19 protein-coding genes are annotated in these 14,637 nt (G+C 62.8%); 17 read left to right on the forward strand and 2 right to left on the reverse strand.

Annotated features, from left to right (window positions below; genetic code table 11):
* Positions 1 to 285: a hypothetical protein gene (locus QT386_RS11660; protein WP_289273940.1), complete on the reverse strand. Its 285-nt coding sequence runs from the start codon at positions 283 to 285 to the stop codon at positions 1 to 3.
* A gap of 266 nt (positions 286 to 551) precedes the next feature.
* On the opposite strand from QT386_RS11660, the gene QT386_RS11665 reads away from it, so the two are divergent.
* From QT386_RS11665 to QT386_RS11700, 8 genes are all read left to right on the forward strand, one after another.
* Positions 552 to 860, forward strand: a complete 309-nt coding sequence (locus QT386_RS11665; protein ID WP_289273941.1) for a hypothetical protein — start codon at positions 552 to 554, stop codon at positions 858 to 860.
* Positions 857 to 1,336 (forward strand): hypothetical protein, encoded by a 480-nt coding sequence (locus tag QT386_RS11670; protein ID WP_289273942.1) that lies wholly within the window; start codon positions 857 to 859, stop codon positions 1,334 to 1,336. Before QT386_RS11665 ends, QT386_RS11670 begins: the two co-directional genes overlap by 4 nt.
* Positions 1,337 to 1,658: 322 nt before the next feature.
* Positions 1,659 to 3,569, forward strand: coding sequence for an STY4528 family pathogenicity island replication protein (locus QT386_RS11675; protein ID WP_289273943.1), 1,911 nt, complete (start codon positions 1,659 to 1,661; stop codon positions 3,567 to 3,569).
* Positions 3,570 to 3,653: 84 nt separating this feature from the next.
* Positions 3,654 to 4,502, forward strand: a complete 849-nt coding sequence (locus QT386_RS11680) for a PFL_4669 family integrating conjugative element protein (protein ID WP_289273944.1) — start codon at positions 3,654 to 3,656, stop codon at positions 4,500 to 4,502.
* Positions 4,503 to 5,143: 641 nt separating this feature from the next.
* The gene (locus QT386_RS11685) at positions 5,144 to 5,551 is read left to right on the forward strand and encodes a hypothetical protein (protein ID WP_289273945.1); all 408 of its coding nucleotides are present in this window, start codon (positions 5,144 to 5,146) and stop codon (positions 5,549 to 5,551) included.
* Positions 5,548 to 5,901, forward strand: a complete 354-nt coding sequence (locus tag QT386_RS11690) for a hypothetical protein (RefSeq protein WP_289273946.1) — start codon at positions 5,548 to 5,550, stop codon at positions 5,899 to 5,901. Before QT386_RS11685 ends, QT386_RS11690 begins: the two co-directional genes overlap by 4 nt.
* Entirely contained in the window at positions 5,898 to 6,524 is a 627-nt protein-coding gene (locus tag QT386_RS11695) for a hypothetical protein (RefSeq protein WP_289273947.1), read from the forward strand. Before QT386_RS11690 ends, QT386_RS11695 begins: the two co-directional genes overlap by 4 nt.
* Before the next feature lie 68 nt (positions 6,525 to 6,592).
* Complete coding sequence (locus QT386_RS11700; RefSeq protein ID WP_289273948.1) at positions 6,593 to 6,991, forward strand: single-stranded DNA-binding protein; 399 nt, start codon at positions 6,593 to 6,595, stop codon at positions 6,989 to 6,991.
* Between the two features lie 120 nt (positions 6,992 to 7,111).
* Here the strand turns inward: QT386_RS11700 and QT386_RS11705 are convergent, their stop codons facing one another.
* On the reverse strand, positions 7,112 to 7,345 hold the full coding sequence (locus QT386_RS11705) for a hypothetical protein (RefSeq protein ID WP_289273949.1): 234 nt from the start codon (positions 7,343 to 7,345) through the stop codon (positions 7,112 to 7,114).
* A gap of 490 nt (positions 7,346 to 7,835) precedes the next feature.
* Between QT386_RS11705 and QT386_RS11710 the strand changes: the two genes are divergently transcribed.
* The 9 genes from QT386_RS11710 to QT386_RS11750 all read left to right on the forward strand — a co-directional run bounded on the left by QT386_RS11710 (position 7,836) and on the right by QT386_RS11750 (position 14,365).
* Positions 7,836 to 8,048, forward strand: a complete 213-nt coding sequence (locus QT386_RS11710) for a hypothetical protein (RefSeq protein ID WP_289273950.1) — start codon at positions 7,836 to 7,838, stop codon at positions 8,046 to 8,048.
* 14 nt (positions 8,049 to 8,062) lie between these two features.
* Entirely contained in the window at positions 8,063 to 8,311 is a 249-nt protein-coding gene (locus QT386_RS11715; protein ID WP_289273951.1) for a hypothetical protein, read from the forward strand.
* A gap of 74 nt (positions 8,312 to 8,385) precedes the next feature.
* Positions 8,386 to 8,916, forward strand: coding sequence for a hypothetical protein (locus QT386_RS11720; RefSeq protein ID WP_289273952.1), 531 nt, complete (start codon positions 8,386 to 8,388; stop codon positions 8,914 to 8,916).
* Entirely contained in the window at positions 8,909 to 9,202 is a 294-nt protein-coding gene (locus tag QT386_RS11725; protein ID WP_289273953.1) for a hypothetical protein, read from the forward strand. The genes QT386_RS11720 and QT386_RS11725 overlap by 8 nt, the downstream gene beginning before the upstream one ends.
* A 196-nt stretch (positions 9,203 to 9,398) precedes the next feature.
* Positions 9,399 to 11,435 (forward strand): DNA topoisomerase III, encoded by a 2,037-nt coding sequence (locus QT386_RS11730; RefSeq protein WP_289273954.1) that lies wholly within the window; start codon positions 9,399 to 9,401, stop codon positions 11,433 to 11,435.
* Positions 11,436 to 11,588: 153 nt separating this feature from the next.
* On the forward strand, positions 11,589 to 12,170 hold the full coding sequence (locus tag QT386_RS11735; protein WP_289273955.1) for a hypothetical protein: 582 nt from the start codon (positions 11,589 to 11,591) through the stop codon (positions 12,168 to 12,170).
* Between the two features lie 34 nt (positions 12,171 to 12,204).
* Positions 12,205 to 12,432 (forward strand): hypothetical protein, encoded by a 228-nt coding sequence (locus QT386_RS11740; protein ID WP_289273956.1) that lies wholly within the window; start codon positions 12,205 to 12,207, stop codon positions 12,430 to 12,432.
* Between the two features lie 941 nt (positions 12,433 to 13,373).
* Positions 13,374 to 13,859: an STY4534 family ICE replication protein gene (locus QT386_RS11745; RefSeq protein WP_289273957.1), complete on the forward strand. Its 486-nt coding sequence runs from the start codon at positions 13,374 to 13,376 to the stop codon at positions 13,857 to 13,859.
* Between the two features lie 62 nt (positions 13,860 to 13,921).
* Positions 13,922 to 14,365 carry a hypothetical protein gene (locus tag QT386_RS11750; protein ID WP_289273958.1) on the forward strand — a complete coding sequence of 148 codons (444 nt, stop codon included), beginning with the start codon at positions 13,922 to 13,924 and terminating at the stop codon, positions 14,363 to 14,365.
* The last annotated feature ends 272 nt before the right edge of the window (positions 14,366 to 14,637 follow it).

Below are 14,637 nucleotides of genomic sequence, written 5' to 3' on the forward strand. Positions count from 1 at the left end.
CTACCAGCCGCGGTGCCTGCGCACGGCCTCGCGCAGCGCGGTCGCCGCAGCCTCGAATGCACTGGCCAGCTGCTCGCCCTCCGTCGCGAAGGCTGTGGTGCCGCGATCAGGGTGGTCAGAAATCCACTCGACCACGAGTTCATGGAAGTCGATGACCTGGCCGGCCAGCGACTCGTCTCCTGGAATGCGAGCCCGGATCAGAGGCCCAAGCTCCTTGGTTCCCGGGGAGAGTTCCAGGCTGATCGGGGGACTCTTACGTCCGGTTTCGTCGTGTGTCTTGGCCATGGCAGATACAAGAGCTTCACCCTCACGGCGCGCGCGGAGAGGGGCAACAGTTGTGTGAGGGCGGTGCAGACCCAAGCCCGGGTCAAGAGGGGAGGCGCTTTCGGGCCTCTCCGTAGAAGGTGCCATCCCGCAAGGGTTGGCGAGTCTGGAATGAGTGGCGGCGTCCCGCCACGAAGAACAGCGGTGCAGCTATTGGCTGGGCTTTCGGCGGGCTGCTATCCCGCCTATGCACCGTCCTCACACCCCAAATATAGCCAGAGTCACCAATGAATGCCAAGCAGCTGACTCGGCTGTTCGATCTTCACAGGGAGCTTGGTATCCCGCTCGTGTCCACAGTCTCCTTTGCATTCCGCGTGCAGGAGCTCTCCATTACGGAAGTGATGGCTGAGGCGGGCTACTCCAAGGCATCGCTTTACCACACGCTCATTGGCAAATTTGAGCCGCGAGAAGAGTTGCGGGCTGTAATGAAGAAGCGACTCGGCGTTGATCCGTGGGCCTGGCAACTGCAAGGCGATTCGATCACGCCCCGCAGAGCGCATGGGGGGCGTCGATCGCAATCGACGCGATCACCATGACGTCGCCGAACAGCGCCGCCTCAGCAGCCGCCCCGTATATCGGATCCGACCTCCAGGTCGGCCAGGACGTGTATTTCGTCTGGCACCACGGGGCCATCTGGCGCGGCCCGGTTCTGGAGGTGAGGGTAAATCCTTCTGCGCCCAAGGATCCATCGATCAAGATCGGAACGCCGGATGCGTACCTCTACATCGACGCCTGCTACATGGGCTGCTTCCAGAGCCTGGAAGCGATCAATGCAGCATTGAGCTGCACCAGCTCGTTCCAGCCAAGCCGAGCAGGATATGTCGGCACCATTCGATTCAAGCCGAATTCCAACCGCTCACCGAGAGACATCTGGTGGAGTCAGCCGGTGGGTTCCGCGAAGTTGGCGGAAGAACTGGCAGCCATGCGGATTCGTCAGCTGGTCGCATCGGTCACAGATGTGCGGAATCGCGCGCAAGTCGTGAAGCGTGGTCCTAAGGGGCCGTCGACATGATGCCCCATCGGAGTTCCGCATCTCGTGGTTACGTTCGTAAGGTTATGAACGCAACCACGGCAAGAGCCTTGTTGCGATGCCACGCGCAGCACCACGTCGCATTCCGCGAATCCGTGCTGTTCCTGCTGCGTGTCAGTGGGCACACCCTGGAAGAAGTGTGCGCAGAGCTCGGCCGATCCCGCGCCGGCGTCCACAAGGCCTTGGATGGCCACTACGACGCCACGCCGGAACTGCGGGCTGCCTTCCGGCAGCGGATCGGCGTGGATCCTTGGTCCTGGGCGTCACGTCAGGCACCGGACCGCCGAGGCCGAGGAGGTGCCCGATGAGCGCCGCTTCGACGCCACGCGGCGGATTGACGGAGGCCTCGCCCCGCACCAGGGCCTTGGAGGTGCTGATCCTGGCCAGCCTGGATCAGCTGCTGGACGAGACGCCTGCCAAGGCCAACGAGGGGCTGCTGTTCCTCGGCAACTGGCATGACGCGCTGCCTCGGCTGCTTATCCAGGATCCGATCTTGCAGCCGGTCGATAAGGTGGTCTGGCAGGTCATCAAGCTCCAGGCCACCGCCCAGGGCGCGACGGGCTTCCCGACCTACGATCAGATCGCCCGGTGGGCCAACGTCGCCTCAGACGCGACGGTAGCCCGCGCGATCTCGATCTTGAGGTCCACGCGTTGGCTCACCCTCTGCGTCCAGAAGGCGCGCACCAGGAAGGGCCGCTTCCGGGGCAACGTCTACGCGCTTCACGACGAGCCCCTGGCCCTCAGCGACACCCTGCACCTCGATCCCGAGTACATGCAGTTCCTCTGCCGCCTGGCCGCCAAACCTGGAGAGGGCCGGGTTGGCGAGGTGGCCAAGGCCGTCCTCGGATCAATCGAGCTGGACATCGAGGATGGCATCGACATCACCGCGCCACGGGACGCTATGACCGAGCGGATGGAGGCGATGCGCTTCATCACGGCCGCTCCCGGCCAAGGCGGCGAGCCCGCCCAGCGGGTATTCGGGGTGCGACGCGGGTTTGCGATGACATTGCAGTCCCGGGTCAAGGATGGCGTCCAGACTGAGGTGCAGGACAGCGACCAAGAAGACGATGGCCGAAACCTCGATCTCTTTGCCTCTGAGGTCCATCTTCAAAATTTGAAGATGGATGAAAACACCCATCTTCAAAAAATGAAGATGGGTAACCGCCTTCAAAAAATGAAGCTGGCGCCCCCGCCCCAAAATTTGAACCCTCAAATTTTGGGGTCTCGCGCGTCTTTAGGTAGTAGTGGTAGTAAAAATATAACTACTACAACAACTTATCTTGATGGTTTAGATAACAAATCCGCGCGTGCGCGTGAGGACGGGGGCTGTATAGGCCCTATACAGCCCAGAGGGGAGGGAGAGGTTGCGGACTGTGTACAGTGCACACAGCCTTGTTCGGACGTCTCGCTCGGCGCGGAGGGGTTGGTCGCGGTCTGTGAAGGCTCTTTACAGCAACCAACTGCCTTGCGGAGCGGCGCAGGCGAGCAGCGGCTAGGGCCTAATCAGCCTGCGGCGGGGCTGGTTGCGGACCGTGCACAGTGTACACAGCCCGAAGAAGGGCCTGCTGAGGACTGTAAACCCTGTTTACAGCTCGGCCCGCCAGGGCTTTCGAGCAATCAAGCCGAGTCCAATGCAGAGGCCTCCGAAGGCGCTTCCCTCCAATTCCCGCCGGAGCTCAGCAAGAACGAAATTGTTCTGGCGGGGATGCAACTGGCCAAGGTTCCTGCCGACCTCCAACAGGAAGTTCTAGACCTTCTCGGGGACCGGATTCGAGCTGCGGCGGCCGGAACCATGGAGCCCCTCATCTATGGGCCGCTGGGGTACCTGCGGACCCTCTGTCAGCGTGCCATCGCCGGGACTCTGATCCGTCGTAATCGTGTTGTTCAGATGGCTGCCCGACCGAGCGCGGCACCGGCGCCTGCTGCGGCTCCGATGCCTGTCGATGAAGAGGCTGTGCGGCTGAAGAATCTCCGAGACGAGCACTTCAACGCCCTCCAGTGGAAGCAAAAGCTGGAGCGTATTGGTCCGGGCAGAAGCCCGACCGACGAGCAGCTTCGCGCGCATCAGATCCGAATCGATGACGCCGCAGGGCAAGTTGCCCGGCTCGGCCAACAGATTCAGGAGCTCCTGGCTCAGCGCCCCGATCTTCGCCCACCGGTCTCCCATGGTGACAGACCGCCTGTCCCGCCTCCGACTACCGAAGTTCGCCGATGACCTGGAGCAATCCCATTCAACCCCAGCTGGGCCGTATGGCCTGGCTCAATTCATACCCCGTCTAGGGGCCTTCTGGAGAAGTTCATGGCAAGCAAAAGATCCCCGAAAACCGTACCTGCCAATGAGGCCGGTGCCGCCGCTGGCGGGCCGATGGTTCTGGAGCAGCCCACCGGCGGTGACGATGACGATTTGCCTGCGCCTGGTGCGTTGCGGTCGGAGACCTGGCTCACGATCCAGACTCGCCAGGCGCAGCGCCTGGTGCAGGGTCGCCGCGCCGAGGACGGCACGCCTGGCATCATTGGCCTCACCCGCTATGCGGCGATGCTGCGACCGATCTGGAACGGTGCCCGCACCGACGATCCCTACGCCGACTGGTGGCTGGTGAAGCTGCACGAGTTCCTGGAGGAAGCCTGGTCGGAGATGGGTGTGCTGCAAGAGCACGTCAACAAGGTGCTCCTGGCGCAGGCTGGGGTGGACGTCCAAGTGGCGCAGTCGGTCGATCCCATCAAGGTGCCGCTGACGTTCAGCAATCCGTTCGCGTTCCGCGGCGCGTACTTGCTGGCGAAGTACGACGAACTGGTGCGGACCATCCTGACTGCCCGGCATGTGGCGCTGCTGGACCGCGATGCCGCAGAGAAGCTGCTGCATGACGGCGGCCGCCTGGTGCGACGCGTCTTCACCGGCGTGATCGGCTACAGCTTCCTCGGCATCAACCGCGAGGACATCCGCCTGATGACGGCGAAGTCGAAGCAGGCTGAGGACAAGATGGGCAAGTTGCCGGCCGAGGTGCTCAGCAAGGCTCAGCGCGCGCCGAATGCGCCAGCGATTGCGACGGTGACCGGCAACCGAACCGCAGTGACTCGTGCAAGGCCGGGCATCCGTCGCCCCGTTGATGCATCCGAAGGGGGCACACAGCCGAAGGAGGCTGTGTGAACTCGAAGTCGCGAAAAGCCGAAGTCGATGTAGGGTGGGGGTTTCAGCAGAGGATGCTCTCAGGCGCGATGCTCTGGGGCGTCGGCTCGGCTTGCTTGGCGGGCTCTTGGCTTCTGCTAATGCCATTGAGCACATTCCCGATCGCTGCGGGTATTGCGGCAATTGGGATCGGCCTGCTCCTTTATGCGGGGATGGCCTGTGACGGCGCCAAGGCAAATATTGCGATGCGAACTGCGACGCTAGTTCCGTGGCTGTTGAGCGGTCCCCTCGTCATCGGTGGACCTTGGCTTGGGTCGGGCAAGCTGCCGGAGCCTGAGAAGGCCCTGATGGTTGGCTTTACGACCCTGTGGCTCGTGCTGACTGCGATCCATTGGTTCAGCTACACGAACTGGCGAGCCGAGCTCCGGGCCGCGAGCCGTGACGGAACCATTGCGCCAGAACGTGACGGCGAGCTAGGCCCCTAAAGGGCCCTTTAAGGGTAAGGGGCCGAAGGCCCCGCCAGCGATCCGGGAATGAGCCAGATGATTGCCGACGAATCTGCCACAGGGCCAAGAGGCCGCCCGCGGGAGCGGGCCGGCCGCGTCCGGGAACCGCGGCCGGCCACCTGGCCGGCACACTCCGCCTACCAGGCGGAGCTGGGCATGGAATTGCCGCAGCCCTTCCAGCCGCGCCAAACCCCTTGGGGCATGCCGACCGTCGCGGATCTGCTGCGACCCGGCGCCTGGGTCAGGACCAATTACAGCGGCCCGTACCGGGTGCTGCGGGTAACCGAGCATGAGCCGTTCACGGGTTGGGTCGGGCAGACGAAGCGGATGCTGGGTCAGTTCCGAACCTGGTCAATTACCTGCAACGACTTTGAGAACTACCCCAGCCAGCGACAGAAGGATTTGCGCTGGCTCACCGATTATGTGGCTGTCGCTGGCCGCATCCTGCACTTCTTCCCGAACAACGACGATGAGGTGTTCCTGTTGCCACGACGCCGGTGCTGGCTCAGAGACCGGGGCCAGGTTCTGGGTCCTGGCTCAGCAGTCCAGCAGGGCGTGCCGTGACTGCCCCAAAGTCTTCGCTTGCTGGCGGCTGCAACAACGATCATGCCGCCAATCCTGCGCCAGCCAGGCGCAGGCGGGAGCAGCAGCTGGACCTGGTCCTGTGGGGTGACCGGGCGGGCCGGTTGGTGGATCGGGCCACCGGCAAGCCCGCCCGGCGGCGGCAGGCCGAAGGCTGGACGCTGATCGGGAACCTGGCCATCCACACGGCCAGCATACGCACTGCCGCAGCGGTTGCGTTGCGCGCCGCCGGCAAGACATCGGCGTGGGGCTGGTGCAAGATCGGGCGGCGCAGGATTACCTGGATGACCCTGCAGCAGTTCTATTTCCGGGGGCTCGACAAGACACCATGAGGACCATCGCGGAGACCGCCCACGAGCTGGGCGTGTCTGAGGCTCAGGTGCGCGACTGGTTGCGCAGCAGTGGTCATGGAGATCTGGCGCAGGGTGCTGCGGATCAGCGGGTGATCGACGGGCAGATGATTCTGAGTATGCGCAAGCGCCTGGGCCTCTACGGTGATCGGCCGCGGTTACCTGGCGAAAGCCTGGCGGGCCAGGCTTTCGAGGAGACGCCGATGCCGGAGCTGCAGCAGCGGCTGCAAGGCCTCCAGACCCGGAAGGCGGAGCTCCTGGCGCAGGGAGAGCGCATGAGGGTCGCCTGGTTCGAGGCGTTCCCGCAGCGCTCGATGCCGGTATACCCGGCCAGGACCAGTCACGAGTCGCACACCTACCTGCGTTGGCGCCGGTCTGCTGGCGCAAGTAAGCGGGCTTCTCGCTGTGAGTTGGCCGACGTCGAGGAGCGGATTCTGGCGCTGCCAAGGGCGGTGCGCGAGCAGGTCCTGGAGTTCGAGCGCCGGCGGATCCAGTTCAATCTGGACTTCGCCTGCTGTGCCTACGAGCTGTCGCGGGTCGAGGACCTGATCCGACACCGAAGCAACCTCGGGAAGCTGCGAAAAGCCCACCGCGAAGCGGCGTGATATTCACTTCATTGAACATTGTCTAGCTGTCAGTGTGCCCTGGCGTTTATCAACCCAGGGAGTCACTGATGTCCAACGAGTTCCGCGGCACGGGCAATATCGGCACCGCCCCCAGCTTCAAGACCCTCAACCTGGCGAACGGCCCCCGGCCGGTGCTGGAGTTCCGCGCGTACTTCGACCGCTCCATCCCCGATGGCGAGGGCGGCTATGTCGACAAGGGCGGCTTCTGGTTCGACGTGAGCGTCTGGGGTCCGCGTGCTGAACCTCTGTCCAAGCTCCTGCAGAAGGGCATGCGTATTCGCGCCGAGGGCTCGCTGGAACTGCGTCCCTGGACCGACAAGGACAGCGGAGAGGATCGCTCCGCCTTCACGCTGCACGCCGACTACGTGGCCATCGACCCTTCCCGCATCGAGCGCATCCAGATGCGCGAGCGCTCGGCCCGTGACGAGGCTCCCGCTCAGGACTGATGTTCCGTGTGGAACTTGACAATGTTCAAGTGGAAGCACATCGGCGCGGCTGAGGCGCGGCAATGCCTGGGGGTACTGTCGCGCGCTGGCGTGCCCCTGGTACTCAGCGTGCCGATGTTGCTACGCGCCAGAGGTGTCCCTCTCAAGAGGGTCCTGGCGGAAGCTGACTGCCACCGCAGCCATTTGCATGCCTGCCTTCGTGGCCGATACCAGCCGAACCGTGGCATGCGAGGCGCGATGCAGCAAATGCTCGGCTGTGACCCCTGGATCGAGTTCGAGCAGACAACCCCGGCAGAGGTCAGCGATGGCCACTGCTGAGGGAATGTCGGTGTTCATGTTGACGGTGAACATCATTGCCGTGCTTCTTGCCGCGACCGGCACCGGGCACCTGCTTGTCGCAGTGGGCGTACCCGAGGGGCGACAACGCGCCTGGGTCGGATCGGGCCTCGGGCTGCTCGGCGTCGCTGTGGTGATGAAGCTTTTCGCTAGGTTCACTTGGCCGAACTGAGAGTGTGAGTTCTGTGATGACCTATAACGAGACGATGTCCGTTCTGCTGATTGCTACCGGGATGTTCCTCATTTTTGGAGGTGAGCGCGGCGGCGGACGGCGACCAGGCCGTGCTGTGACGGGAGTCGTCATGGCAGTCACGGGTCTGGCCTGGTGGGCAGTGACGACCTACGGAACGCAGTGGCTTTGACACCCTGACACCTGAGTCAGGTGGTATGTACCGAAAGGGGAACTTCGATGAAAGCTTTGTTTCAGGCGGTAGAGAATTGCGTCGGCGTCATCGGCCTGCCTTAGGCCATTGACGCCTTCCACCCTCAATCGAAAAAGGAGTTCTACATGCTGCACTACATCCTCATCGCGGTTTTCGTGGCCAGCCCCATGCAAGGCACGCAGATCGTGAGCCCGGGCTTTGCCTTCGCTGAGTTCGATGACAAGGCCGCCTGCGAAGCCGCGGCGGCCACGGCGTCGGCGCAGGCCCAGGAGTTCGGCAAGGGCATGCGCGTGGGCTGGCACTACCTGACCTGCGTCCCGAAGAGTTCCGCCAAGTAGGAGGCTGCACAGCAATGGGAGATCCCAAAGAAGCGGCGCCTGAGCTCCTCCCAACGGAATGCGAGCTGATTGCGCAGGCGTTGCACTGCTTCTACGACGGCCAGGACACCGAGGGCAGGGAAGCCCTCCGTGGTGTTCGTCAGCCGGTTCTCAACCACCTCTACACGGCCGGCCTGCGTCTGGGCATCGAGGCTGATCAGCTCGCCAAGGGCGTTCCGGTCAAGGTGGAGAAGAAGTCGGGAACGGTGTTGTCCGTTCGTTGAAGCCTTGAAGTGCTTCGTGGCCGGGCGGATGGTCCGTCCGGCCACGATTCCATCCTGAGATTTTTTCCGCAGCCATGTTCAGCACGATCGACATCGACACTGAGGTTCTAAATAAGATTCCGTGCGCGGTGGCCCTGGCGACGCTGCCTGAAGCCGAAGTCGACGCGCCGTCGCTGGGGACGACCCTGATGATAAATGGCGCCCCGTACCTGGTGGGCTTCGGCTTGTACCTGCTGGGCGTTCCGGCGCCGGCGGCCGCGGCTCTCTGCCTGCTTCTCGGTGCCGGCGCCTTAGTGTGGTGGCATCGCAGAGAGACGATCTCGCGTCGGACCTGGGAGCGGACACGGGAGGCGTTGTGGTTGCGCGCGGCCGATGAAGTCCAGGACCTGGAGAAGATTGTTCCCAATGCCCTGCGCCGCGCGGCCCAGGCTCATCGCCGGGCGGTTCTCGATCAGCCGCTTGTCGCGGCCGATCTGCTCGACTACGAACACCTCAAGAGCGACCCCGCCATCTACGCAAGAGTGGCCATTGCGATCCGACAGATTTCGAAGGCCACCAATGGCCGCCCCTCCAATGCTTCGAGCAAGGAGAATCGACATGGCTGATAAGTATCCCAAGACCGCCGCGGCATTTCGGGTCGTCCACGCCTTCCAAGACAAGATGGTCATCGCTATCGGCGTCGTGATCATCTTCACGATCGTCAGTTGGGGCTTCATCTACGTGACCTGCAGCACCATGGGCGGTGGACCGAACATCGTCGGCCATACGTGTAAGGACGCAGCGGAGGCTTGGCATGAGAACCGGATCGAGATGCTTGTCGCAATCGTGATGTTCCCAGTCATCTTGGGCCTCCGGGTCTTGCGCGATCGGCGAGACGCCAAGGCGGAGTAGTCGTGGCCAGCGCAGTGAATCAAGTTGCCTGGCTGGGTTGGTCGGCCACGCTTCTGCTGACGGCTGTCAGCGCGGCCTCCAACGTGAACGCTGACTGGGAACTTACAGGTGAGGCCGCGTCGAGAGTGTGGCAAGTGATTTACCTCAACTGGGGATGCGCTATTGCCTATGCCCTCTCTTACAACGGGGCACCTACATGAGAATCTTCATTTGTGAAAAGCCGAGCCAGGCCCGCGATATTGCGGGTGTGCTGGGTGTGCGGACCAAAGGCGACGGATATCTTGCTTGCGGCGATGCTGCGGTGACTTGGTGCTATGGCCACCTTCTGGAGATGTGTCCGCCAGAGGCGTATAGCGAGGGCTACAAGCAGTGGACCTTGCACTCGCTTCCCATCCTGCCCGGCGAATGGAAGCTGGAGGTGAAGCGGGAAGGCGCCAAGCAGTTCAAAGCGATCAAGCAGCTGCTGAGGCAGGGTACAGAGGTTGTGATTGCCACGGATGCCGACCGCGAGGGCGAGACGATCGGGCGGGAGGTCCTGCAGGCCTGCGGATGGCGCGGCCCTGTTCAGCGCTTGTGGCTGTCGGCGCTGGATCCGGCGTCGATCAAGAAGGCCCTCGCGCAGATATTGCCAGGTGAGCGCACAGCCGCTCTCTACTCGGCGGGTCTGGGCCGAGCGCGCGCAGACTGGCTGGTGGGCATGAACCTCACCAGGGCGTACACCCTCCTTGGCCGGGATCGTGGCGTCGAGGGTGTGTTGTCCGTTGGACGTGTACAGACGCCCACCCTCCGCCTGGTCGTGGACCGCGACCGGCAGATCGAGGGCTTCGTGGCGCAGCCGTTCTGGGATGTGGTCGCGGTCGTGCAGCGGCCGGCGGTGCCCGAGCCCTTCAAGATGAAGTGGAAGCCGACCGGTGCCGTTGTCGACGCCGAGGGCCGCTGCATCAATGAGCAAGCGGCCCGCAACCTGGCGCAGCAGCTGCGCGGAGCGCCTGGTCGTGTGACCCTGGCGCAGGTCGAGCGGAAGTCGGAGTTGCCGCCGCTGCCCTACAAGCTCTCGGTCCTGCAGCAGGATGCATCCAGGCTGTTCGGCCTGGACGCGGACAAGACCCTGGAGATCGCGCAGGCGCTGTACGAGACGTACAAGGCCACGACCTATCCGAGGACGGATTGCCAGTACCTCCCGGAATCCCAGTTTGAGGAAGCGCCGGCGATCCTGCAGGCGATGATGAGCTTTGACGGCTCGATCGCGACGATCGTCCAGGCAGCGAAGCTGACGCTCAAGAGTCGTGCTTGGAATGACGCAAAGATCACAGCTCACCACGGGATCATCCCGACCGCGGCGCGCGTGAACCTCTCGGAGATGAACGAGATGGAGCGCAAGGTCTACGACCTGATCCGCCGGCGGTACATCGCGCAGTTCTATCCGGACTACCAGTTCGATCAAGCGCGTATCGAGGCGCAGTTCGGATCGGTGTTGCTGGGGGCCACCGGCCGGACGCCCGCGGCGGTGGGCTGGCGGGGAGTCTTCAACCTACCGGATGAGGAGGATGAGCAGGTGCGGGTGGTCCTGCCGCAACTCGCACAGGGCGACGGCCTGCAATGCCTGCAGGTCGACGTTGAAGCCAAGAAGACCCAGCCGCCGGCGCGGTACACGGATGGGACGCTGATCCAGGCGATGGAGTCGGTCGGCCGCCATGTGGCCGACGAGCGACTGCGCAGGATCCTGAAGGAGACGGCCGGTATCGGAACCGAAGCCACCCGGGCTTCCATCATCAAGACACTCGTCGGCCGCGGTTACATCGAGAGAACGGGGAAGAAGAAGCATCTCATCAGCACGCCGAAGGCCCGGCTGCTGATCGATGCGTTGCCGGATCCAGTGAAGGACCCGGCGACGACGGCGCTCTGGGAGCAGGCCCTGGAAGAGATCGCGCAGGGGAGGGGCTCGCTAGAGGCCTTCCTGGAGCGCCAGGCGGCCTGGGTCGGTCAGTTGGTGTCAGGCGCCAGGAGTGACGGTGCAACGCGCCTGCTGGCCTCTCCGGAGGCCGCCAAGGCGATTGCACAGACGAGGGAGTGTCCGACGTGCGGCAAGCCGATGCGCAAGCGCAGCGGCAGCCGTGGGGAGTTCTGGGGCTGTACCGGGTACCCGGACTGCAAGGCTACGGCGGAGGTTGAGGGGAAGTCCTCGGGGTCATCGGCCAAGCCTCGCGCCAAGCGATCAGCGAGAGGAAGGTAGGGCAGTGAACTTCCAAATCAGTGCTCTTATCTGGCGCTGCCAAGAGGCGGTCGAGTTCTGGCGGTGCGTGTTCCGAGCCTACGCATCCTATGCACCGCCGGCAATGTTGTATCCACCCCGTGATCTTCACGGAAATGAGGATGGAGTCCGCCGATGAAGTCCGATGAAAATCTCGGCTCCCAGCCCCGGATGTTCAAAAGCTTGCCAGGGCTGACGGACTTGTTTGATGAGGGAATGAAGGAACTCTTGCGATTGCCGCTTGAGAAGCGACGGGAAATGGTTCTGGAGAGTGCCGCCGACCACGTCGAGAGAATCAAGGGCAATTTGCCGCTGGCTCTTGCCGGACTTCTGTATCCGTGGTTGTCCAGGCGGTTGAGCGGGCCATTGCCGGCAGACGTGCTGAACAATCCTCCCGTCTATGAGGCATTTGCTATGGCGCTGGTGCAGGTCGCAGCCTGGGTGGCTGTTGCGGTAGGCCTTTGGGCCTTGTTCCTTGCAACTCTTGCACTGACTAGACGTCCCGCAGTGGGAATATGGGGCCACCGCGTTCTAGTTTCGTGCCCGGTCCTCCGGGCAATTCAGGCAATCGGGCTGGCAGCATTGCTAAGGTGGTCGTGCATGCAATCAAGGAGCGTCAATGCCAACAGTAAAATTCCAGTTCCGGCCCTCAAACCTGCGCGCGACCTCGCAGCATCTCAAGCGGGAGGCTGCCGCGAAGTTCGGGCGGAAATCTGACGCCGAGGTGGAGGACTTTCTGGTCGATGAAGCCGTGAAGATTTTCCTGGCTCGGCACGGAACCCAGAATCTCGATGCCGAGGCGATCAACGGAGAGGGGATTTCTCCCACCAACATCCTGTATCGCGGCCTGATCCCTGGTTTCAGCGTCGCCACCGAGGCGAGCGGGGGCATCATCAGGGAGGTTGAGTTGCCGAGGAACGGCTCCAGGAAGCCTGGCCCCACGTTCGTCGGTGTCGAATACTGGGTTTCCCTGGACTAGTGAGGGCTGTCCAACGCCCGGTGCTTGCACCGGGCGTTGGACGTGCTAACCTAACTGTATTGATTTCACCCTGGCGACGTGGGCATCGTCGCACCCTGCAAAGCAGCTCCGGATCGGGTAGAGCTGCGAACCGTAAGGTTTCGATCCGTCACTCTGTTGCAAGCTCTATCTGAGCGCACCTCCTGCTCGCGGTTCTGCAGGTTTCTCACCGGCCTTCCTGGCCTGTTTCTGATTCCACCGTCGCTTCCTCCTGATCGCTACTGCGACCGGGTCGGCGGCTTGTTGTTGCTGTTCCTTACACTTCCGTCGCGTTCTGCGACCCACCCAGCCGGGGATACGTTCCCCGTCAGGGGCGTACTCCGGCTTAAACGCCGGAGCACTGCCATGTCTCATCTCTTCACCGTCAAGATGTTCGGTCTGTACCTCGTCACCTCCCAGCTGCTCGCCCTTGTGGTGGCACGCTGATTCTTTGGTCCCGCGCCGGTGTATCGGCTGCGGGGCCTTCACCAAGCGGCCGTCCTGGCTGCTTGGTGAAGGCCCTGTAGCCCTCATCCACCAACCGGAACCGGAGTAAGACGATGTCTATCCTGACTGTGAAGAACCTCATCCTCTGCGTCCTGGTCTCCCAGGTCCTGGCCGTGGCCGTCACCATGCACGCCTGAGGCAAGCGCATGAGGTATGAACAGACGCCGTGAAAGCGGCGTCTTCCTGGAGGGCCTCGCCCGAGGTCCTGCAGGAAGACGGTTTTTCCCGTGTCGACTGCGGTTCAGTCGAAAGAAGTAGCTTCGGATCAGGCAGAGCTGCGCGATCACAAGATCGTTGGTCCTTTTTCCCTCACGCGAAGTCACATTCGCACCATCCCGCCGGGGTATGTCCGCCCCGTCAGGGTCGGCATTTCTCCTGCGACGTTGTTTTCAACTTAACTCTCAGGAGAGATGTCCATGTCCACCAATGTCACCAATGCTGTTTCGTCCAACACCGCCGGCAACGGCGCGAAGTACTTCGACCTCCACACCACTGGCGTCGGTTATCTGAACCGTCCCCGTGAGGTGAAGCTGAAGAAGGGTAGCTTCCTCGCCGTCGACGTGTCCGCCCTGCGCGGCTCGGCCGATGACGTGGAATACACCCGCTTCGATTGCCGCGTCAGCGGTGAAGAAGCTCAGGCTGTGATCCGCAATCTGCAGGCGGACATCGACGCGAAGAAGAAGGTCATCGTGGGATTTCGGATCGGCGACATCTACGCCGAGCCGTTCACCTACGAGTCCGGTGAAAAGAAGGGCCAGACGGGGGTTTCCCTGAAAGGCCGTCTGCTGTTCATCCAGTGGGCCAAGGTCGACGGTGTCTCCGTCTACCAGGCGCCCCGCCAGGATGAGCCGACACCGGATGCTTCGTCCGTCGCTCCGTTCGAAGAGCCGGCCACGGCCTAAACCACACTGCCGACGCGGAAGGGTCTCCCTTCCGCGTCTGGCAGTTCCTTCCAGGAGCTTCCATGAAGATTCAAGACATGCTGCAACTGCTGGCCGGTTTCCCGGCCGATGCTGATCTGAGCATCTTGCTCAGTGCCAACGGCACGGAAATGAGCCTCACCAGCCTCCAGGCAGGCTTTTCCGTGGCGCCGGGGACTGAGGAGGTTGTTCCCGCGAAGGCGGTCTCTGTCGGCCTCTACGAGCCCGAGCCCGAGGGCGAGAAGCACTTTGACGACCAAATCCGTCTGGGTATCCCGGACGAGCTGGTCGACTTTTGTGCCAGGTATCAGGTCAAGCCCGAGGAACTGTTGCACGGCTTCATTGCCGACCTCTGCGGGATCCGCAACCTGGCTTCCAACCCCAGGGCGGATGGCCTGAGCTCTAACGGCTCTGACGAGCGTGATATGGCCTGGGCCTGGTTCGACCGGGCCGGGTACACATGGAGAAACGGCGGCGAAGCAGCGTAAAATTGCGGTATTGCGCCAGGCCGTAGCCTGGCGTCTTCCTCAAGGGGGTAGGTGCCTCTTTGAGGAAGACGGTTTCACCCGTGGCGACTGCGGTTCAGTCGCGCCCTGCAGGCTCGTCCTGCATGAAGCGGATCCGGTTCGGGAAGATCCGCGGGGTCGAAAGACCATCGAACCTTTAGTCCCCTGATTATAACTAGGGCTCTCCGACAGGGGCTTCACCGCGTTCCGGTGCGTGAACTGGGACGTCTTCAACTCCGCCGGTAACTCTGTTA

Origin of the sequence: Solimonas sp. SE-A11 (assembly GCF_030345715.1) — a bacterium.
GTDB lineage: Bacteria > Pseudomonadota > Gammaproteobacteria > Nevskiales > Nevskiaceae > Solimonas_A.